Raw genomic sequence first — 19,322 nt, forward strand, 5'->3', positions numbered from 1 at the left:
TTAAATGAGAAGCAGGGTGCTGAACGCTGCTTATTCTTCCTCTTCTTCATCAAGGAATGTATTGAGCATTTCTTCAATCATATCCCATTCTTCTTCTGTCTCGATTGGTTTAAGCTCGCCCTCTTCATTTTCTTCGTTCTGTTCAAACGAAGAAGCATGAATTTCAATCTCTTCTTCCTCCGCCTCGCCTACCGGGAAGTAAAGAACGTAAGATTTCTTGAATTCATCAGAATCAAAGGTAAACAAAACCTCACATAGCACTTCATTTCCTTGTTCATCCACTACTGTAATATGCTTTTCACCGTGTTCCATATTAGCCACCTCATCATTTCCGGCTATTTAAATAGCCTTGTAGTATCATTACTGCCGCCATTTTATCAATGACTTTTTTTCTCTTGCTGCGGCTGACGTCCGCCTCGAGCAGTACGCGCTCTGCTGCCATGGTGCTTAATCGTTCATCCCATAGTTTTACTTCAATCTGCAGCTTTTTATGCAGTTTTTCTGCAAATTGCTGACAGGCTTCACCGCGGGGGCCGATCGTATTATTCATATTCTTTGGCAGCCCGACGACAATCGTGGACACTTCATGCTTATCAACAAGCTCTTTTATCCTCTTGAATCCAAGCTGTCCGCCGCGTTCATCAATTTTAATGGTTTCAATCCCCTGGGCAGTCCAGCCAAAAGCATCGCTAATAGCTACACCCACGGTTTTGGTTCCCACATCAAGACCCATTACACGCATGGTTATTTTCCCTCTTTATTCTGATGTAAATAAAATTTTACAAGCTCCTCAATGATTTCGTCCCGTTCAAGCTTGCGAATAATATTTCTTGCATCCTGATGCCGTGGAATGTAGGCGGGATCTCCAGATAAAAGATAGCCAACAATTTGGTTAATAGGATTGTACCCTTTTTCCTCCAAGGCTTGAAATACCTGATTAAGTACTCGCTGTACTTCTTTATCTGCCGATTCATCCCCGAAGTTAAATCGCATTGTTTTGTCAAATGAACTCATCTTCAGCACCTCACTCCGGAATAGCTCTCTATTCCTTTTGTTAACATACTTTTTATTGTACACCAGTTTAAAGGAGAATCAAATGGATTTCACCCATTCAGGTACAAATTGAAGGGCTTCCTGAACTTTTGAAGGATCCTTTCCTCCTGCCTGTGCCATATCAGGACGGCCGCCGCCCCCGCCGCCGCAGCGTGCAGCAACTTCCTTTACTAATTTCCCGGCATGATATCCTTTTTCGATTAAATCCTTTGTTACACCTGCAATTATCTGGACCTTTTCTCCCTGAACATTTACAAGCACCAGAACTCCTGAGCCGAGCTTATTTTTCACATCATCGGCCATTGAGCGCAGTCCGCCCGCATCTGCCACCTGCACCTGCTCAGCAAGAACCTTCACGCCATCAATATCAACGACGCGCTCCATAATACTTTTTGCTTCAATATTGGAAATTTTACCATGCAAAGATTCGTTTTCTCGTTGAAGTCCTTTCATTTCTGACTGAAGCTGCTGAATACGTGCAGCCAGTTCTTTTGGATTCGTCTTCAATAGACCAGCTGATTCATTTAAAAGCTGAATCTGATCATTCATATAACGGTATGCAGCTTCCCCTGTGACCGCTTCGATCCGGCGTGTTCCTGCTCCAATACCACCTTCTGATAAAATGCGGAATAGACCAATGGATGACGTACTCGCTACATGGCAGCCTCCGCATAGCTCAAGGCTGTAATCCCCAATGGAAACGACCCGGACCTCTGCCCCGTATTTTTCTCCGAAAAGTGCCATAGCGCCCATGGATTTTGCTTCTTCCAAGGATTTGTTTGCTGTTTCCACAGCAAAGTTCTCCCATACCTTTTGATTAACAATTTCTTCGATTCGATTTAACTCATCGGGCTGAACAGGGCCAAAATGAGTGAAATCAAAGCGCAGGCGGTCCGGCTGCACTAATGAGCCTGCCTGGTTAACATGACCACCAAGTACATCCTTTAAAGCCTGATGAAGTAAGTGAGTCGCGGTATGGTTTTTTGTAATATCAGTTCTTGACTCAGGATCAACAAATGCCTTTACAGTGTCTCCCTGACACAGTGTTCCTTCTTCTACGATGGCAGTATGAAGGTTCTGTCCGTTAGGCGCCTTTTTCACATCTGTCACACGAAGCTTAACCTGATCGTTTGTGATAACGCCCTGATCCCCAACCTGACCGCCGCTTTCTGCGTAAAAAGGAGTTTCTGTGAGAATCAGCTGCACCTCAGCGCCTTCTCCAGCCTGATCGGCTTTCTCCTGATTGATCAGAATTACTTCTACTGCTGACTCGTGAGCCAATCGGTTGTAGCCCACGAATTCACTTTGGACCTTAATATCACCGAGAATGCCGCCCTGTACCTGCATAGAGCCGCCGTCCTGTCTTGCTGCGCGCGCTCTTTGACGCTGAAGGTTCATTTCTTCTTCAAAGCCTTCGTGATCAACTCTTAAGCCGTTTTCCACTGCATATTCCTCCGTCAGTTCGACAGGGAAACCGAATGTGTCATATAAGCGGAAGACATCTTTTCCGGAAACCATCGCTGATCCATCACTTTTCGCTATTTCCATTAATCCCGAAAGAATCGAAAGTCCTTCGTTTAAAGTTTCATGGAAGCGTTCTTCCTCCGTTTTGATCACTTTTCGAATGAAATCTTCCTTCTGCTTTACTTCAGGGTAAAAGTCAATCATGATATCACCGACTACAGGCACCAGCTCATGCATAAACGGACGGTCGACGCCGATTTGTTTAGCATAGCGTACAGCCCGGCGCAGCAATCTTCTCAATACATATCCGCGACCTTCATTTGACGGCAGCGCACCGTCTCCGATAGCAAATGAGACCGTACGCACATGGTCGGCAATTACCTTAAAGGCAACATCCTTTTCAGAGGATTGATTGTAAGCTTCACCCGAGATTTTTTCAACTGCTTTAATAATTGGCATAAACAGATCAGTCTCAAAATTGGTTTCAACGTCCTGGACCACGCAAGCCATCCGCTCAAGTCCCATTCCTGTATCAATGTTTTTCTTAGGTAATGGTGTATACGTATGATCCGGATTATGATTAAACTGGGAGAATACAAGGTTCCAAATTTCAAGGTAGCGGTCATTTTCTCCACCAGGGTAAAGCTCAGGGTCACTTAAATCTGACCCATATTTTTCGCCGCGGTCAAAAAATATTTCTGTATTCGGTCCGCTCGGGCCTTCTCCTATGTCCCAGAAATTACCTTCCAGACGAATAATTCGCTCTTCCGGAATACCGATTTTATCTCTCCAGTAATTAAATGCTTCATGGTCTTCAGGATGAACGGTTACTGAAAGCTTTTCCCTTTCAAACCCAATCCATTTTGGTGATGTTAAAAACTCCCAAGCCCACTCAATTGCTTCCTCTTTAAAATATTCTCCAATTGAAAAGTTGCCGAGCATCTCAAAGAATGTGTGGTGACGGGCGGTTTTCCCTACATTTTCAATGTCATTCGTTCTAATTGATTTTTGTGCATTTACAATTCGGGGGTTTTGCGGAATGACTCTTCCGTCAAAGTATTTTTTAAGCGTTGCTACACCGCTGTTAATCCATAGTAATGTCGGATCTTCATGCGGTACGAGTGAAGCACTTGGTTCTACGTCATGACCTTTTTCCTTAAAAAAATCTAAAAACATCTGTCTTATTTCTGCACCTGTCCATTTTTGCATCGCTTTTTCCTCCTTTAATTGCAATCAGATCTTAAAAAAACACAAAAAGGCCCTCATCCCCGTACAGGGACGAGAGCTAACTCGCGGTACCACCCTGGTTATGAAATGCATGACCTCCACGCAGTTTCATCACTTTGAGCACCTTAACGCGGCGTACGGCAGAGTTTATCTGCACTCCGGACTAGCTTTCCATTGCGCTTATTCAAACTCCCTTTCAGCCCGGGGGGAGTTCTCTCTTGCATTTTCATGCATGAACAGCCTGCAATGTACTTGTTCCATCTTCGAGTTTCTTTTTATCCTATAAAAATTATAGAAAGGTTGCGTTCATTTGTCAATCGCAGCCTGACTGCCCCATCCTCTAACCGCTTTTAAGATAATGGCAGCGATCATATAAACCGGCACCACAGCAATCATCCCAAGCATTCCTGCCAATTCACCGCCTACCAGAAGAAGCAGCATAATAATGACTGGGTGAATGTGGACATTTTTTCCCATAATCCATGGAGCAAGCAGATGACTTTCTACCATTTGTATGCCAAATGCAGCAACAAGCACCCAGATCACCATTTTCACAGAAATCGTACTGGCTATAAGCACTGCAGGAAGCGCACCGAGAATGGGGCCGATATAAGGAATGATATTAAACAGTCCGAGCAATAGTGATAATGGCAGCGCGTAAGGCAAACCGATAAAAAACAATAGAAAAAAAGAAAAAACAGCTACTGCAGCACTCAGCCAAAGCTGCCCTCTTATATAAGCCCCGAGCCGTTTATTGATCTCTGAAGCCACAAGCACTACCTGTTTACTTTTTCGTTCAGGAAACATGCGGACAATTGCATCTCCAATGATTCTTCTATCCTTTAGCAGATAAAAAGTCATAAAAGGTACTAGCGAGAGAGCAATTATCCATTTAAATGAGTGATCAACCCCGCTAAGCATGGCTTCTGCTCTTTTTTCTGCACGCACCTCAAACGCTTCAATTGAATTTTTAATCATCTCGCTTATAGGCACCGGCATTTTAGACAGCCAGCCATCAAAAATATGATTCCACGAAGCAAGCTGTGCAGCCAATACCGGAAGATGTTCTAAGAAATGACGTCCTTCCCGGATTAAAGCGGGGATCCCCCATTGAAACAGCGCACCTGTAAGTGCAAGCAGAACGATAAACACGATCCAGACAGCTAAGCGATTAGAGCATTTACCCTTCATCAATAAATGCACAAACGGCAGTAGCAGGTAAGCAAGCAGCAGGCTGAGAAGAAGCGGCACGACTGCCAGCCATACCCCTGCTGCTACGGGCTTTACATATGGCCAGAGAAAGGAAAGAATCCAGCAGCATATAAGGAATAATAAAAGAATAAGCACACGGTAAAGCCATTTCTTTATATGTGAATCCATTTTTGGTCGCCTGACAGCTCTGCTTCAGAAAAAATATCATTGAGACTTTCCACAGAGCCATCCTCTGATATTTCATATAGTGCCAGTTTGCCCCGGTGAACAAGAAATTCAATACAGCAATGACGGCAATAGTAATGCTTGGTTCCTATTTTTCCAATATCTCGGTGTTTACAGCATGGGCATTTCATGGGAATCCTCCTATACAGGATCTTTTTGTTCCCATCGTTGCCAAATTCAGGCTAATTTATTCACGCTCAGCTTTGCGCCTCCATAAAATCATATGGAGTAATCCCATCCATGCCGATCATCGGATCTGCATTGTCAATCGCCCCGACCTTTGAACCCTCCTGAGCGGATTTTGGGTCTTCCAAATTTTCAACATCCGTTTCGAGTTTCTGACGAAGAGTTGTTAGTCTTGAAAGATCGTCCTTGCGCTCTACTCCGAACCTAAATGCCTCCTCTTCCCCGCACATAATTAAAAATTGCTTACTTCTTGTGATAGCGGTATAAAGCAAATTCCTTCTCAGCATACGGTAATAGCTTTTTACGACCGGTAAAATCACGATAGGAAATTCGCTCCCTTGTGATTTATGGATGGAGCAGCAAAAGGCATGTGTTATTTGATTAAGGTCCTGCCGGGTATAAGTAACTTCAACGCCTTCAAAGGATACGAGAAGCATATCCTGCTTTTCTGTGTTTTCTTTTGCATAAAAAATGGAAATAACCTCTCCCATATCCCCATTAAACACGTGACTCTCAGGCTGATTGACAAGCTGAAGCACCTTATCACCAATCCGGTAGGTAACATCTCCCCATGACAGCTCTTTTCTGCTGTTATCAGGATTTGGATTCATAAGTTCCTGAAGAACCTTGTTTAGCCTGTCAATTCCTGCAGGCCCCCTGTACATCGGGGCAAGCACCTGAATATCTTTCGCAGTATAGCCCTTTGACAAAGCATTACGGACAATTTTCCCGACAACTTCCTCCATTTGGTTTGTATGGCAGGGAATGAAGGAACGATCAGGCTGCTGCTGTCTGAGGTTTTGCGGCAGCCTGCCCTGTTTCATCTGGTGAGCTAGCTCAATTATCGAGGAGCCCTCCTCCTGACGGTAAATATCAGTCAGTTGAACAGTCGGCACCGCCTTTGAGTGGAGAAGATCCTGCAGGACCTGTCCAGGGCCTACTGAAGGCAGCTGATCCTGATCTCCAACTAAGATTACCTGCATCGTATCCGGCACAGCCTGAAGCAGCTGATTAGCTAGCCACGTATCAACCATGGACATCTCATCCACTATTAACAGCCTGCCATCTACAAGACGCTCCTCGTTTTCCTCCAAGTCTTCCTGGCCTGTAAAGCCCAGCAGCCGGTGGATGGTCATCGCCCTTAATCCTGTTGATTCTGACATTCTTTTTGCTGCCCGTCCGGTAGGCGCCGCCAAAACGACTGGAAAAGCCTCTTCCCCCGTATATGTATCAGGATCCAGTGATAATCCATGCAGCTCTGAAAACAGCTCAACGATTCCTTTTATTACTGTCGTTTTACCTGTGCCCGGCCCTCCGGTTAAAATCATTAAGGAGGAGGACAACGCCGTTTGGATTGCTTCTTTTTGTGAAGGAGCATACGAGACTTCAATTCTTTCTTCAAGTTGTCCAAGCGCCAAAAGAAATTCAGATTCTGGGAACTGCTCCTCATATTCTTTGTGGGAAAGAAGTCTTTTAATATTTGTTACGATACCTTTTTCCGAAAAATATAAAGAAGGCATATAAATCCGCTTTTCTTCACCGATTAGCCTGCCTTCTTCGTGCAGCTGTACGAGCAGCTCTGAAATATCCGTATACTCGATTCTCTCTGGCTGATGCTTTTGCAGGAGATCTCTCACTCTGATCAGGAGCGCCTTTGAATCAGCATATACATGGCCCTCCTGTAGAGAAATTTGCTGAAGACAGTACAAACAGGCAGCTTTGATCCTGTCCGGATGCTTACCGGAAAGCCCTAGCTGTCTCCCTAGCTCATCCGCTTTCCCGAAGCCGACTCCTTCAATATCATAAACAAGCTGATAAGGATTTTTCTGAAGAATTTCCAATGTGGCATTTTGATAGCTTTGATAAATTTTCATGGAGAGCTGTGGACCAAATCCCCAGTCATTTAAGTGCACCATGATTTTTTCAAGCCCCTGATGCTCGATTAAAACGTCGTAAATATGCTTTGCTTTTTCTGCAGTAAGCTTTGGAATTTCATTAAGAACAGCTTCATTTTCCATTATTTTTGAAATTGCCTTTTCACCAAGTATATCAACGATTTTTTGAGCAGTTTTCTTTCCAATACCTGAGAATAAATCACTTGAAAGATAATGGACGATCCCCTGTTTTGTTTGAGGGAGTTCTTTTTGAAAACGGGAGGCTAGAAATTGCATTCCAAACTTTGGATGCTCTTTAAACCTCCCGTAAAATAAATACGTATCCTCATCCTGCATTCTAGGAAAATGACCTGTAACTACCGCTTCCTTTTCTTCATTTGAAGTATTGGTTTCCTCAATACGCACTCGGACAACCGAATACATATTATCCTCATTATGAAAGATCGTTACAATGTGCCGTCCTTTAATAAACGGTTCTTCTTCATTGAACAGATCCAACGATTCACTGGCCATACTCGTTCCTCCTGCCTGTTACCCGTTTGATTCAAGCATTTGTTTTACTACTTCCCGGCCGTTCAGGGCGAGATAATGATCAGGCTGAGCCTCAACTGCCTGTTCAAAGCAGTTTAACGCTTCAACAGCATCTTCTTTAAAACCGGCATAGGCAACACCAAGATTGTAAAGAGCATCAGCATGGCCCGGATCAATTGCAACTGCTTTTGCCAGCTCTTCAATTGCAGTTTCTCCGATCTCAAGCTGAGCCAGGGCCAGTCCGTACTGGAAATGGACTTCAGCATCATCCTCAGCTAATTCTGCTGCACGCTGAAGGTAAGGCAATGCAAGCTTTGTTTTTTCCTCATTCATTAATGACATGCCAAGCATGAAAAAGACATCGGATTCTTCAACGCCTTTTTCAATTGTTTTTTCATAAAGCCTGGCACTTTCAGTAAAACGTTCCTGGTTATAGTAAAGATTTGCAAGGGAATAGTAAGCTAGCCCAGCATCTTCATTTAATGTGATAGCTTTTTGAAAAAAACGTTCCGCTTTTTCTGTTTCATTTAATTGAGCGAGTACATTACCAAAGTTAATATAAGCGGTTTCATCAGCCGGATTTTCCTCAATTGCCTTATTCAGCAACTCGATAGCATTCTGATACTCGCCTTCCTGCAACTTTTTTATCGCTTGTTCATTTAGCGTTGACATCTTTACCCCTCCAGAATAATCAATGTGTTTCTCCCGTTAGATGCTTCAAAGTATAACACAGGCTGCCTATGGAATAAAAAAGAAAAGGAATGTACAGCTTAATCCTTTCTCTCATCTGCTTTTGCAGTGATGAAGATAAAGAAATAAGCATATACATTCCGGTTTTAGCCTACATATAGAAGCTGTTTTTGTTCTTTAAAGATTTTATCGATCGTTGCTCCGCCAAGGCACTCGTCTTCATAATAAAAGACGACTGCCTGACCTGGAGTAATGGCTCTGGTTGGTTCGTCAAACAACACGTCCACTTCACCGTGCTCTTTCACTGTTACTGTTACTGGATGGTCGGTTTGGCGATATCGGAATTTAGCTGTACAGCGGAAAGTTCCGGATTTTGCCTTTTCTGTGGTCCAGCTTGCAGCAACAGCTGACAGTGAATCTGAATAAAGCGCCTCATGATGGAATCCCTGGCCGACAAACAGCTGATTTTTCTCAAGATCTTTGCCAAGGACAAACCATGGTTCACCGGACCCGCCAATTCCAAGTCCGTGCCGCTGGCCGATTGTATAATACATCAATCCGTCATGGGAGCCGACTTTTTCTCCCTCCATCGTCACCATATCACCAGGCTGGGCAGGAAGGTACTGGCTTAAGAATTCCTTGAAATTTCTTTCCCCTATAAAGCAAATCCCAGTGCTGTCTTTTTTTGCTGCAGTGGCAAGCCCGGCCTCCTGCGCAATTTTTCGGACTTCACTTTTATTTATTCCGCCGATCGGAAACATCACTTTTGAGAGCTGTTCCTGGGTCAGCTGGTTAAGAAAATACGTTTGATCTTTGTTTTCATCAAGACCTCTTAGCATTTTCACTTCCCCATCACGTTCTTCCACCCGGGCATAATGGCCGGTAGCGAGATAGTCTGCGCCAAGCTTCAGAGCATGATCTAAAAATGCTTTAAATTTTATTTCTTTATTGCACATAACATCCGGATTCGGCGTCCGGCCTGCTTTATATTCTTCTAAAAAGTACGTAAATACTTTATCCCAGTACTGCTTTTCAAAATTCACTGCATAATAGGGAATGCCTATCTGATTACAGACGCGGATGACATCATTATAGTCCTCCGTCGCCGTACAAACGCCTGCATCATCAGTGTCGTCCCAATTTTTCATAAAGATGCCGATGACATCGTAGCCCTGCTGCTTTAGCATAAGAGCTGCAACGGAGGAATCCACACCTCCTGACATCCCTACAACCACACGAGTATTCTCAGGTGATTTTGTCATTTTCTTCACCACTTTATTGTTTTTTCTTCTATCTAACGGACAGGCTGAAGACGTTTTGTAATGGAAGCGATCGTTTCAGCAATCCTGATTGCATCATCAACTGTATTGCCAAGTCCAAAACTAAATCGAATGGAGTTGCGAAGCCGCTCATCCTCCTTGCCAAACATAGCGACAAGAACATGGGATGGTTCAATTGAACCGGCTGTACATGCTGAACCGCTTGATGCGGCTATTCCCTCCATATCAAGGTTAACCAGCATCGCTTCAACGTCCGTTCCCAGGATGCTTAAGTTTAGCACATGCGGTAGAGTGTCCTCAAGAGATCCGTTTACACGGTAATCAACATTTAGTTCGTTCAGCCGTTCGATCAGCGTCTTTTTTATGTTGTTTAACTGTTCGCGTTTTCCTTCTCTATCATCTTTTGCAATTTCGGCTGCTTTTGCGAGAGCGGAAATAGACGCAATATTCTCTGTGCCCGCTCTTCTTTTTCGTTCCTGTTCTCCACCAAGGAGACCAGGGGAAAGGAGAGTGCCATTTTTTACATATAAAAAGCCTGCCCCTTTAGGTCCGTTTATTTTATGGGCAGAAACTGACAGCAGGTCACAGCCAAGCTCACGGACATCTATATTTTCAATCCCATATGCCTGTACAGCATCCGTATGGAAAAGTGCCTGATGGGATTTTAGCCGGTTACCGATCTCACGAATTGGCTGGATGGTCCCGATTTCATTATTTCCATACATCACTGTAACAAGAATGGTTTTATCGGTTAGAGCCTTCTCTAATTCTTCAACAGAGATTCTCCCTTGTTCATCAACATTAAGAAAGGTTACTTCATAGCCTTTTCTCAAAAGCGCCTCGCAGGGATGAAAAACGGCATGATGTTCAATTTTCGTTGTAATAATATGGTTGCCTTTTTCTTTCATCGCATCGGCAGCTCCCATAATTGCGAGATTATTGGATTCGGTTCCTCCGCTTGTAAAAATGATTTCGTTAAACTCTGCTCCAATACTTGAAGCAACATAGCTCCGTGCTTCATCAAGCGCTTGTCTTGATCTGCGTCCAATTCCATGAATGCTGGAGGCATTTCCGTAATTGTTTGTAAGCATCTCTGTCATCACGTTAATTACTTCAGGATGCACGGGAGTCGTTGCCGCATGATCAGCATATATTCGGTTCAATTCAATTCCCTCCAATGTATTTCGTGCAAACGCTAAGCTGAAAGACTAGATATAAAACATATAGGCGTCTGATTCGCCTTCACTTGTATAGTTAGCCAGGTCTTCTATTGTTGTGTGATCCAATACATCCCTTACAGCATCACGAATCCTCATCCATAGCTCACGCTGCGGGGGAGCTTCGTTTTCAATGCCTTCAACAGGGCTGATCGGTCCTTCAAGAACACGGATGATATCACCGGCTGTAATTTCATTCGGCTCTTTAGCTACAATATATCCTCCGTAAGCACCGCGAATGCTTTTTACGTAGCCTGCATTTCTAAGCGGCGCAATTAATTGCTCTAAATAATGCTCAGATAGATTATGAGTTTTAGCAATCGCCTTCAAAGATGTCGGTCCCTCTCCGTGACGTTTTGCTAATTCAATCATTATGGTAAGACCGTAACGGCCTTTTGTTGATATTTTCATCCTTTCATCCACCTCTGCCCCTCGATAATTAACTTTTGACATTATAGCATAGAACCCCAAACGTTGGCATTTGTTCTGTGTTGATACTATGATAGATGCAAAAGATATTCTTCTTAGTATGGAGTGATCGCATGAGTATTAAACCGCTGGCTTTTCGAATGAGGCCACGAACGATTGATGAAATGATTGGGCAGAAGCATCTTGTCGGAGAAGGAAAAATCATTCGCAGAATGGTCACAGCCAAGCAGCTGTCCTCGATGATTTTATATGGACCGCCCGGTATCGGAAAAACCTCGATTGCGTCTGCAATTGCCGGGAGCACTAAGTATGCATTCCGCACCCTGAATGCTGTTACGAATAATAAAAAAGATATGGAGATTGTCGTTCAGGAGGCGAAAATGTCTGGCAAGGTGATCCTGTTGCTGGATGAAGTTCACCGATTGGATAAAACCAAACAGGACTTTCTTTTGCCTTATCTTGAAAATGGCATGATTACGATGATTGGGGCCACAACCAGTAATCCCTACCATGCGATTAATCCTGCTATCCGCAGCAGATGCCAGATTTTTGAACTGCATCCTCTTTCGATCGACGACATGAAAACCGCAATCCTTAGAGCTTTAAATGATGAGGAAAGAGGGCTTGGCAAAGAAAATGTGGAGCTTAATGAGGCTGCGTTAACCCATTTGGCACAGGGAAGCAACGGAGATGTGAGAAGTGCTCTTAACGCACTTGAGCTTGCTGTAAAATCAACGCCAGAAGATGATGGCCTCATTAAAATAACAGCGTCAATTGCAGAGGAATGCCTGCAGAAAAAAAGCTTTTCCCATGATAAAGACGGAGATGCACATTATGATGTCATGAGTGCTTTTCAAAAATCGATCCGGGGAAGTGATGTTGACGCTGCCCTTCATTATTTGGGCCGTTTAATTGAAGCTGGTGATTTACCGACGATTGCGAGGAGATTGCTTGTGATTGCCTATGAAGATGTGGGACTGGCTAGCCCTCAGGCCGGCCCCCGCACACTTTCTGCTATTGAATCTGCTGAAAGGCTCGGATTTCCGGAAGGTCGCATCCCGCTCGCAAATGCGGTGATTGAGCTGTGCCTTTCGCCAAAATCAAATTCAGCCATCAGCGCGATCGATGCAGCCTTAACCGATATCAGAAAAGGAAAAAGCGGTGCTGTTCCGGACCATTTAAAGGATGCACATTATAAGGGAGCAAAAGAGCTTGGCCGCGGGGTTGAGTACCAGTACCCTCATAATTTCCCGAACGGCTGGGTGAAGCAGCAGTACCTCCCTGACTCGATAAAAAATAAACAGTACTATGAACCAAAGACAACCGGTAAATTCGAGCAGGCATTGAAGCAGATTTATGAAAAAATGAAATAAGATGAGCCCTCAGGATCACCTGAGGGCTCTTTTTTATGCAGCAATATCGCGCTTTGTGAAAACGGTAAAAGCCAGCACCATGAACAGGATGAAGTATAAAAGAATCATTACGACTGAGAACGTCAGCGTCATCCCTTCAATTAATATTGGACCCATTTCATACATCGCCAGATTCGTATTAGCAAAAAGGCTATATTTAGCCCAGTCAAAATACATTCCCACAAACCCGGTTACAGTACCGCCTATAAAGTATAGGAACAGGCTTATTCCGATCGCAAGCGAGCTGTTTCTGAAAACCGCTGAAATCATAAAGGCCATCGTTGTAAGCATAATGACATCGATTGAGCTGTAAAAATAAATTTTTGCAAGGTAAGCAATTATACTGCTTTCCTGCACAACCCCATTTTCATATGTCAGGTGAACTGCACTTCCCGCATCAAAGAAGATCGCTCCCATAATCAGAGATAAAACAACTAAAATACCGACTAATGATAAACCAAATGTAGCAACGGTAATAAACTTAGATAATAAAATTTTCCAGCGTGCAATCGGTCTGATCATTAAGAGCTTAATCGTTCCCCATGAGAATTCTCCTGCCACAATTCCTGAAGCGACAACAATAGCAAACAATCCAACAAGGGAGATCATAAAGGCATTTGTCTCTAAATAATTCCACATACTGTTCATTTCATTAGGCGGCAGATCATTTGCAAGCCTGTATTCATTGATGGCAATGACCTCTTCCGGACTTGCCATAAATCCTTGCCCGCCATCTTCCATCATGGATTGCTGTTCATTTTGCATTTCCAGCTGCTGCTGCCACGTCATTTCATCTGATGATTCAAGCGTTGAATTTATAAATAGCATGATAACAGCTGAAGCGATGACAGCAAGTACAAGCAGTCCGGCCATTACGTATGTCCCGGGACGGTTCAAAAGCTTCATCCATTCATTCCGGATTAAGTTAAGCATTAGCGAGTCACTCCTTCCCCTGACGTTACTTCCAGAAAGCGGTCTTCAAGTGTTTTTGCAGCTGGAGAAACGCCATAAACATCAATATTGTGAGCGACGCAGAAGCGAATTAAATCCGGCACCTGGTCTTTCGTCATATCAATCACTAGTGATTGTTCAATTATTTCAACCGTCCATGAAGGATTATGTGAAAGCACCTTTTCCCTTGTCTCATTCGGTTGGTTCACTTCCAGTTTGAATAACTGACCTTTGGTCGAAACAAAATCGTTCATCATTTGAACATCAATCAGTTTTCCGTTTTGAATAATGCCAACACGGTCACACATCATTTCCATTTCAGATAATAAATGGCTCGATACAATGACAGCCATATCTCGTTCCTTAGCCAGCCTTCGTATGTAATCACGAATTTCGCGTATTCCTGCCGGATCCAGTCCGTTTGTCGGTTCATCCAATATCAGTACCCTTGGATCGTGAAGAAGACTTTGTGCAATGCCAAGCCGCTGACGCATACCGAGCGAATATGTTTTAACTTTTTCATGGATTCTCTTTTCCAAGCCAACAAGCCGAACGACTTCGTCAATCTTTTCTTTTGAAATGCCTTTGTACATTCTGGCGTAATGAATAAGGTTTTTATATCCTGTAAGAAACTTATACATTTCAGGGTTTTCAACAATTGCCCCAACATGCTGCACAGCTTCCTCATAGTTGGATTTGATGCTTTTTCCTTCGATAATTACATCGCCTTCTGATAACTCCATTAATCCGACAATCATTCGGATCGTTGTCGTTTTCCCGGCACCGTTTGGCCCAAGAAAGCCAAAAACCTCACCTCCATAAACATCAAAAGAAACCTGGTCAATAATCTTCTTTCCCCTTATGGTCTTTGATACATTTTTTAATTGTACGATTGATTTTTTATCCATGCCTTCCCTCCTGGCTATTAAATATATAAATGACTCTTCGCTTTAAATACGTTAAAACTGGAATAAAGTTTCAAAAAGAATACAAAAAGCCGGTCCATTGTTACAGGCCGGCTTATATCGGGACTACTGCACCCGATTGATCATGATATCTTTTAAGAAGGTGTTTATAACATAGCTCGCTGCAATTAAGCCGGCTACTGAAGGAACAAAAGCATTTGAGGAAGGAGGCATTTTGGCTTTTCGGATAGCCGCCAGGTCATTACCTACTGTTTTTCTTACATCTTCTCTTATAACAATCGGGCTTTCATCAGAGAATATCACATTAATGCCTTTAGGAATGCCTTCTTTTCTTAGTCTTTTTCGTATTATTTTTGCGATTGGATCCGTATGGGTTTTCGATATATCAGCGATCTGAAAGCGGGTTGGATCCATTTTATTCGCAGCACCCATGCTTGAAATTACAGGAATGTCACGCTTTAAGCATTCTTTTATTAAATGAATTTTGTAGGAAATCGTATCAGATGCATCCACCACAAAATCGAGTCCATGATTAAAAAATTCTTCATACGTCTCTTCCGTATAAAACATCTTAAGAGAAACGACTTCACAATCAGGGTTAATGTCTGCAATCCGTGCTTTCATTAAATCAGCCTTAGGCTGCCCAACGGTTGAAAGAAGAGCAATTACCTGTCTATTTACATTTGTTATATCTACATCATCTTTATCAACGAGAATCAGTCTTCCTACTCCGCTTCTTGCCAGAGCCTCCGCTGCAAATGAGCCAACTCCTCCAATTCCAAGAACCGCAACTGTTTTATTTTTCAACAGTTCAATTCCCTCAGATCCAATAGCAAGCTCATTTCGTGAAAATTGGTGAAGCATTTAAATCAACTCCAAATCAGTTAGTTATGACGGATTTAAGAATAGCTTATTTCCACTATTAAATCAATGATTGTCAGAATCGCTTTCGGTATAATAACAAAAAACCGCCAGCCTTATTTAGGCTGGCGGTGAAGAGTATGTATGGCATTGGCAAATCCCAATTATGCCGTCTCTTTTGATATCTATTGTTTTGAACCCGCTCTCAGCAGGTGGGTGCCCTGTTCCCCGATTAATGCGTCCTCGCAAAAGGCATGCACGATTCAAGAAAACGCAGGCTCCCGAAAATAGAAGTGTTCGGTCAAAACGAATGATTAGATAACGTACACATCAGGACTTGCCTTGTTTGTAAATAATACCACACCTTATTCAAAAGATCAATCATAAGGTGGCGAATTAATTAATTATTCTGAAGGTTCAGGGACAATTTTAATTCTTTCAGCTGCGCTTCGCTCACCTCGCCTGGAGCATCAGTTAAAACATCGCTGGCACTTGCTGTTTTTGGAAAGGCAATCGTATCACGAAGGTTTGAACGACCTGCCAAAAGCATGACCAGACGGTCCAGCCCAAGGGCAATTCCTCCATGAGGAGGAGTTCCGTATTCAAATGCTTCCAATAAAAAGCCGAATTGCTCCTGCGCTTCTTCCTGAGAAAATCCTAGCACTTTAAACATTTTCTCCTGAATCTCCCGTTCAAAAATTCGTAATGACCCTCCGCCAAGCTCATAGCCGTTTAAAACGATATCATACGCCTGTGCTCTAACAGCCCCAGGGTCTGTTTCTAAAAGTGGAATATCTTCTCTAACCGGCATAGTAAACGGGTGATGCGCTGCATAGTAACGCCCCTCTTCCTCTGCATACTCAAGAAGCGGCCAATCTGTTACCCAAAGGAAATTAAAGGCAGTCGTGTCAATAAGGCTACGCTCTTTTCCAAGCTTTAACCTGAGTGCACCTAATGAATCAGCTACAACAGATTTTTTATCTGCCACAAATAAAATCAAATCCCCTTCAATTGCCTCTGCAGCCTGAACAAGAGTTATCTGCTCTTCTTCATTGAAAAACTTAGCGATAGGGCCGTTGAATCCTTCCGATGTTTTCTTAAGCCATGCGAGCCCCTTTGCTCCGTATCTTCCGGCAAACTCTCCAAGAGCATCAATATCTTTTCTGGAGTAGTCCTCTGCTCCGCCTTTAACATTGATCAGTTTGACCTGGCCTCCTGATTGGACTGCCCCGCTGAACACTTTAAAGCCTGACCCTTCTACAAGAGATGAAATATCCTTCAGTTCCATTCCAAAGCGGGTATCGGGTTTATCAGAGCCATAGCGCTCCATCGCATCATTGTAGGTTATTCTAGGGATTGGAAGCGAAATTTCAAGCCCTTTAACATCCTTCATCATTTTAGCAAGCATCCGCTCATTCATCGCCATAATATCTTCCTGGCTCATAAAGCTTGTTTCAATATCTACCTGTGTAAATTCAGGCTGACGGTCTGCACGAAGGTCTTCATCTCTAAAGCAGCGGGCAATCTGATAATATTTATCAAAGCCGCCAACCATCAATAGCTGTTTGAAGAGCTGGGGGGACTGAGGCAAAGCGTAAAACTCTCCCGGATGAACTCTGCTTGGTACGAGATAGTCCCTGGCTCCTTCAGGTGTGCTTTTAGTCAGTACAGGCGTTTCAACTTCAATAAATTGCTCGTCATCCAAAAAGCGGCGAATTGACTTTGTAACACTATGGCGCATTTTAAACGTTTCAGCCATAACCGGACGGCGCAGATCAAGATAGCGGTACTTTAACCTGATATCCTCAGCAACATCCGCTTTATCCTCGACGGCAAAAGGCGGAGTTTTTGCTTCACTAATTACTGTAGCCTCAGAAGCATGAACCTCTATCGTGCCAGTAGATAGATTTTTGTTAATAGTGTTTTCATTTCTGGCTTCTACAGTTCCTTCTACACTCAGTACATATTCACTGCGAATAGCCTCAGCCTGTTTAAGAGCTTCTTCTGAAATTGCAGGGTTGAAAACAACCTGTACAATACCGGTTCTGTCACGCAGATCAATAAATATAAGGCCGCCAAGATCACGTCGTTTCTGAACCCACCCTTTTAGCGTTATTTTTTCTCCAATGGCTGCAGCAGGTACTTCACCGCAGTAAAAAGATCTTCCAAACATATGCTTATCCTCCTTAGGATTGCTTTAAATAATCAATCAGTCCGTCGATGTTAATGATTTCCTGAGACCCGCTTTCTAAATGCTTAACGGTTATCGTTCCAGCCTCAAGTTCATTTTCTCCCAAAATTGCTACATGTTTTGCTTTCAGACGGTCCGCACTTTTCATTTGTGCCTTCATCTTTCGTCGCAGAGTATCCATTTCCGCGCTCAAGCCCTGCTGTCTTGCTTTGAAAGCGAGCTCCACTGTTTTATCCTTTGCTTTGTCGCCCATGGAAATAAAATAGCAATCCAGGGTACCGGATACCGGAAGCTCTATCTTTTCCGCATCCAAAGCTGAAAGCAGGCGTTCTATGCTTAAAGCAAAGCCTATCCCCGGCGCGCTCGGTCCACCTAAGTCCTCGATAAGCCCGTTGTACCGTCCGCCGCCGCATAACGTCGTGATGGCTCCAAACCCCTTAGCACTGCTCATAATTTCAAAAGCGGTGTGATTATAGTAATCAAGTCCCCGTACAAGGTTTGGATCAAGCTCAAACTCAATGCCCATGAGGCTCAAATAGTGCTGTACTTTTTCAAAATAGGCTTTGGACTCCTCATTTAAATAGTCAGCAAGTGATGGTGCTGAAGCCATCAGCTCGTGATCACGGTCTTTTTTACAATCCAGTATGCGAAGAGGATTTTTTTCTAAACGGATTTGACAGTCTGAACAAAACTCATTAATTCTCGGTTTAAAGTGAGCGATCAGCGCTTCCTTGTGAGCGACCCGGCTATCGGTATCTCCCAGGCTGTTCAAAACAAGTTTCAATTCATTTAAACCAACCCGCTTATAGAGCTCCATTGCTAGAGAAATAACCTCAGCATCAATGACCGGATCATCACTTCCAATCGCCTCTACCCCGAACTGAACAAACTGTCTGAAGCGTCCTGCCTGGGGACGCTCATACCTGAACATAGGTCCGTTATAAAATAGCTTGACAGGCTGATTTGCCTGACCGAACATCTTATGCTGAACAAATGATCTTACAGTTCCGGCAGTTCCTTCAGGGCGAAGGGTCAAACTCCTTTCACCTCTGTCCTGAAAGGTATACATTTCTTTTTGGACGATATCAGTTGTATCACCGACTCCCCGCTCAAATAATTCAGTGTGCTCAAAAATTGGTGTGCGAATTTCCTTATATTGATACTGATTGCATATTTCTCTGGCTACATTCTCAATATACTGCCATTTTTCGACTGTCCCAGGAAGTATATCCTGGGTGCCGCGCGGAATATTGATCGTCATAATTATTTCCTCCTTATTGTAAACAGCCAATTTTGAGCATAGAAAAAACTCCCGTCCCTTGTCCGAAAACAAGGGACGGGAGTTGTATAGTCCCGTGGTGCCACCCTAATTGAAGCAAACTGCTTCCACTCAAGGCAGTTAACGCCTGCATACGTCAATTCCTAGTAAGATAAAAATCTTTTCAGAATCGAACCTACGGGGTGTTCATTCGATAAGGCGTCATGCAAAACCACTTTCAGCCAAAGGCGGTTTCTCTCTGGTCATGCGTTTCTTATCTACTATTCCCCATCACTGGTTGTTTTTCGATTTTA

The 19,322-nt window shown here is 43.5% G+C and carries 17 protein-coding genes, 1 other RNA gene and 1 other annotated feature; of the genes, 1 reads left to right on the top strand and 17 read right to left on the bottom strand.

Features of this window, described 5'->3' with window-relative positions; all coding sequences use genetic code 11:
- Positions 1–30: 30 nt before the first annotated feature.
- From C4B60_RS05390 to cymR, 11 genes are all read right to left on the bottom strand, one after another.
- Positions 31–312 (bottom strand): DUF1292 domain-containing protein, encoded by a 282-nt coding sequence (locus C4B60_RS05390; RefSeq protein WP_104056986.1) that lies wholly within the window; start codon positions 310–312, stop codon positions 31–33.
- Positions 313–325: 13 nt separating this feature from the next.
- Positions 326–742 (bottom strand): Holliday junction resolvase RuvX, encoded by a 417-nt coding sequence (ruvX, locus tag C4B60_RS05395; RefSeq protein ID WP_104056987.1) that lies wholly within the window; start codon positions 740–742, stop codon positions 326–328.
- 2 nt (positions 743–744) lie between these two features.
- A complete protein-coding gene (locus C4B60_RS05400) occupies positions 745–1,014 on the bottom strand; it encodes an IreB family regulatory phosphoprotein (RefSeq protein ID WP_104056988.1) in 270 nt (89 codons plus the stop codon).
- A 78-nt stretch (positions 1,015–1,092) separates the two neighbouring features.
- On the bottom strand, positions 1,093–3,726 hold the full coding sequence (gene alaS / locus C4B60_RS05405; RefSeq protein ID WP_104056989.1) for an alanine--tRNA ligase: 2,634 nt from the start codon (positions 3,724–3,726) through the stop codon (positions 1,093–1,095).
- Between the two features lie 324 nt (positions 3,727–4,050).
- Positions 4,051–5,124, bottom strand: a complete 1,074-nt coding sequence (locus tag C4B60_RS05410; RefSeq protein WP_104056990.1) for an AI-2E family transporter — start codon at positions 5,122–5,124, stop codon at positions 4,051–4,053.
- A complete protein-coding gene (locus C4B60_RS05415; protein WP_104056991.1) occupies positions 5,109–5,312 on the bottom strand; it encodes a hypothetical protein in 204 nt (67 codons plus the stop codon). The genes C4B60_RS05410 and C4B60_RS05415 overlap by 16 nt, the downstream gene beginning before the upstream one ends.
- 66 nt (positions 5,313–5,378) lie before the next feature.
- Entirely contained in the window at positions 5,379–7,775 is a 2,397-nt protein-coding gene (gene recD2 / locus C4B60_RS05420) for an SF1B family DNA helicase RecD2 (protein ID WP_104056992.1), read from the bottom strand.
- 18 nt (positions 7,776–7,793) lie between these two features.
- The gene (locus C4B60_RS05425) at positions 7,794–8,465 is read right to left on the bottom strand and encodes a tetratricopeptide repeat protein (RefSeq protein WP_104056993.1); all 672 of its coding nucleotides are present in this window, start codon (positions 8,463–8,465) and stop codon (positions 7,794–7,796) included.
- A gap of 164 nt (positions 8,466–8,629) precedes the next feature.
- Complete coding sequence (mnmA, locus tag C4B60_RS05430) at positions 8,630–9,757, bottom strand: tRNA 2-thiouridine(34) synthase MnmA (protein WP_280632255.1); 1,128 nt, start codon at positions 9,755–9,757, stop codon at positions 8,630–8,632.
- Positions 9,758–9,777: 20 nt separating this feature from the next.
- Positions 9,778–10,926: a cysteine desulfurase family protein gene (locus C4B60_RS05435; RefSeq protein ID WP_104056995.1), complete on the bottom strand. Its 1,149-nt coding sequence runs from the start codon at positions 10,924–10,926 to the stop codon at positions 9,778–9,780.
- A gap of 45 nt (positions 10,927–10,971) precedes the next feature.
- Positions 10,972–11,391: a cysteine metabolism transcriptional regulator CymR gene (gene cymR, locus C4B60_RS05440; protein ID WP_104056996.1), complete on the bottom strand. Its 420-nt coding sequence runs from the start codon at positions 11,389–11,391 to the stop codon at positions 10,972–10,974.
- Between the two features lie 131 nt (positions 11,392–11,522).
- Here cymR and C4B60_RS05445 point away from each other — a divergent pair, with 131 nt between their 5' ends.
- Positions 11,523–12,782, top strand: a complete 1,260-nt coding sequence (locus C4B60_RS05445) for a replication-associated recombination protein A (protein WP_104056997.1) — start codon at positions 11,523–11,525, stop codon at positions 12,780–12,782.
- A 33-nt stretch (positions 12,783–12,815) separates the two neighbouring features.
- Here the strand turns inward: C4B60_RS05445 and C4B60_RS05450 are convergent, their stop codons facing one another.
- The 6 genes from C4B60_RS05450 to hisS form a co-directional block, all read right to left on the bottom strand.
- Positions 12,816–13,754, bottom strand: coding sequence for an ABC transporter permease (locus C4B60_RS05450; protein WP_104056998.1), 939 nt, complete (start codon positions 13,752–13,754; stop codon positions 12,816–12,818).
- Positions 13,754–14,680: an ABC transporter ATP-binding protein gene (locus tag C4B60_RS05455; RefSeq protein WP_104056999.1), complete on the bottom strand. Its 927-nt coding sequence runs from the start codon at positions 14,678–14,680 to the stop codon at positions 13,754–13,756. Before C4B60_RS05455 ends, C4B60_RS05450 begins: the two co-directional genes overlap by 1 nt.
- Positions 14,681–14,803: 123 nt before the next feature.
- Positions 14,804–15,562 (bottom strand): tRNA threonylcarbamoyladenosine dehydratase, encoded by a 759-nt coding sequence (locus C4B60_RS05460; protein ID WP_104057000.1) that lies wholly within the window; start codon positions 15,560–15,562, stop codon positions 14,804–14,806.
- 150 nt (positions 15,563–15,712) lie between these two features.
- Positions 15,713–15,899: non-coding RNA, 6S RNA (gene ssrS, locus C4B60_RS05465), on the bottom strand.
- Between the two features lie 60 nt (positions 15,900–15,959).
- A complete protein-coding gene (aspS, locus tag C4B60_RS05470; protein WP_104057001.1) occupies positions 15,960–17,732 on the bottom strand; it encodes an aspartate--tRNA ligase in 1,773 nt (590 codons plus the stop codon).
- Between the two features lie 13 nt (positions 17,733–17,745).
- Positions 17,746–19,011 (bottom strand): histidine--tRNA ligase, encoded by a 1,266-nt coding sequence (gene hisS / locus C4B60_RS05475; protein WP_104057002.1) that lies wholly within the window; start codon positions 19,009–19,011, stop codon positions 17,746–17,748.
- Positions 19,012–19,079: 68 nt separating this feature from the next.
- Positions 19,080–19,312: a binding site (T-box leader), on the bottom strand.
- Positions 19,313–19,322 lie beyond the last annotated feature (10 nt).

The organism is Jeotgalibacillus proteolyticus, assembly GCF_002926065.1.
GTDB lineage: Bacteria > Bacillota > Bacilli > Bacillales > Jeotgalibacillaceae > Jeotgalibacillus > Jeotgalibacillus proteolyticus.

Bases quoted from the DNA above. Each gene is read 5' to 3' on its own strand.
- C4B60_RS05390 (WP_104056986.1), bottom strand. From the start codon at position 312: ATGGAACACGGTGAAAAGCATATTACAGTAGTGGATGAACAAGGAAAT.
- ruvX (WP_104056987.1), bottom strand. From the start codon at position 742: ATGCGTGTAATGGGTCTTGATGTGGGAACCAAAACCGTGGGTGTAGCT.
- C4B60_RS05400 (WP_104056988.1), bottom strand. From the start codon at position 1,014: ATGAGTTCATTTGACAAAACAATGCGATTTAACTTCGGGGATGAATCG.
- alaS (WP_104056989.1), bottom strand. From the start codon at position 3,726: ATGCAAAAATGGACAGGTGCAGAAATAAGACAGATGTTTTTAGATTTT.
- C4B60_RS05410 (WP_104056990.1), bottom strand. From the start codon at position 5,124: ATGGATTCACATATAAAGAAATGGCTTTACCGTGTGCTTATTCTTTTA.
- C4B60_RS05415 (WP_104056991.1), bottom strand. From the start codon at position 5,312: ATGAAATGCCCATGCTGTAAACACCGAGATATTGGAAAAATAGGAACC.
- recD2 (WP_104056992.1), bottom strand. From the start codon at position 7,775: ATGGCCAGTGAATCGTTGGATCTGTTCAATGAAGAAGAACCGTTTATT.
- C4B60_RS05425 (WP_104056993.1), bottom strand. From the start codon at position 8,465: ATGTCAACGCTAAATGAACAAGCGATAAAAAAGTTGCAGGAAGGCGAG.
- cymR (WP_104056996.1), bottom strand. From the start codon at position 11,391: ATGAAAATATCAACAAAAGGCCGTTACGGTCTTACCATAATGATTGAA.
- C4B60_RS05445 (WP_104056997.1), top strand. From the start codon at position 11,523: ATGAGTATTAAACCGCTGGCTTTTCGAATGAGGCCACGAACGATTGAT.
- C4B60_RS05450 (WP_104056998.1), bottom strand. From the start codon at position 13,754: ATGCTTAACTTAATCCGGAATGAATGGATGAAGCTTTTGAACCGTCCC.
- C4B60_RS05455 (WP_104056999.1), bottom strand. From the start codon at position 14,680: ATGGATAAAAAATCAATCGTACAATTAAAAAATGTATCAAAGACCATA.
- C4B60_RS05460 (WP_104057000.1), bottom strand. From the start codon at position 15,562: ATGCTTCACCAATTTTCACGAAATGAGCTTGCTATTGGATCTGAGGGA.
- aspS (WP_104057001.1), bottom strand. From the start codon at position 17,732: ATGTTTGGAAGATCTTTTTACTGCGGTGAAGTACCTGCTGCAGCCATT.
- hisS (WP_104057002.1), bottom strand. From the start codon at position 19,011: ATGACGATCAATATTCCGCGCGGCACCCAGGATATACTTCCTGGGACA.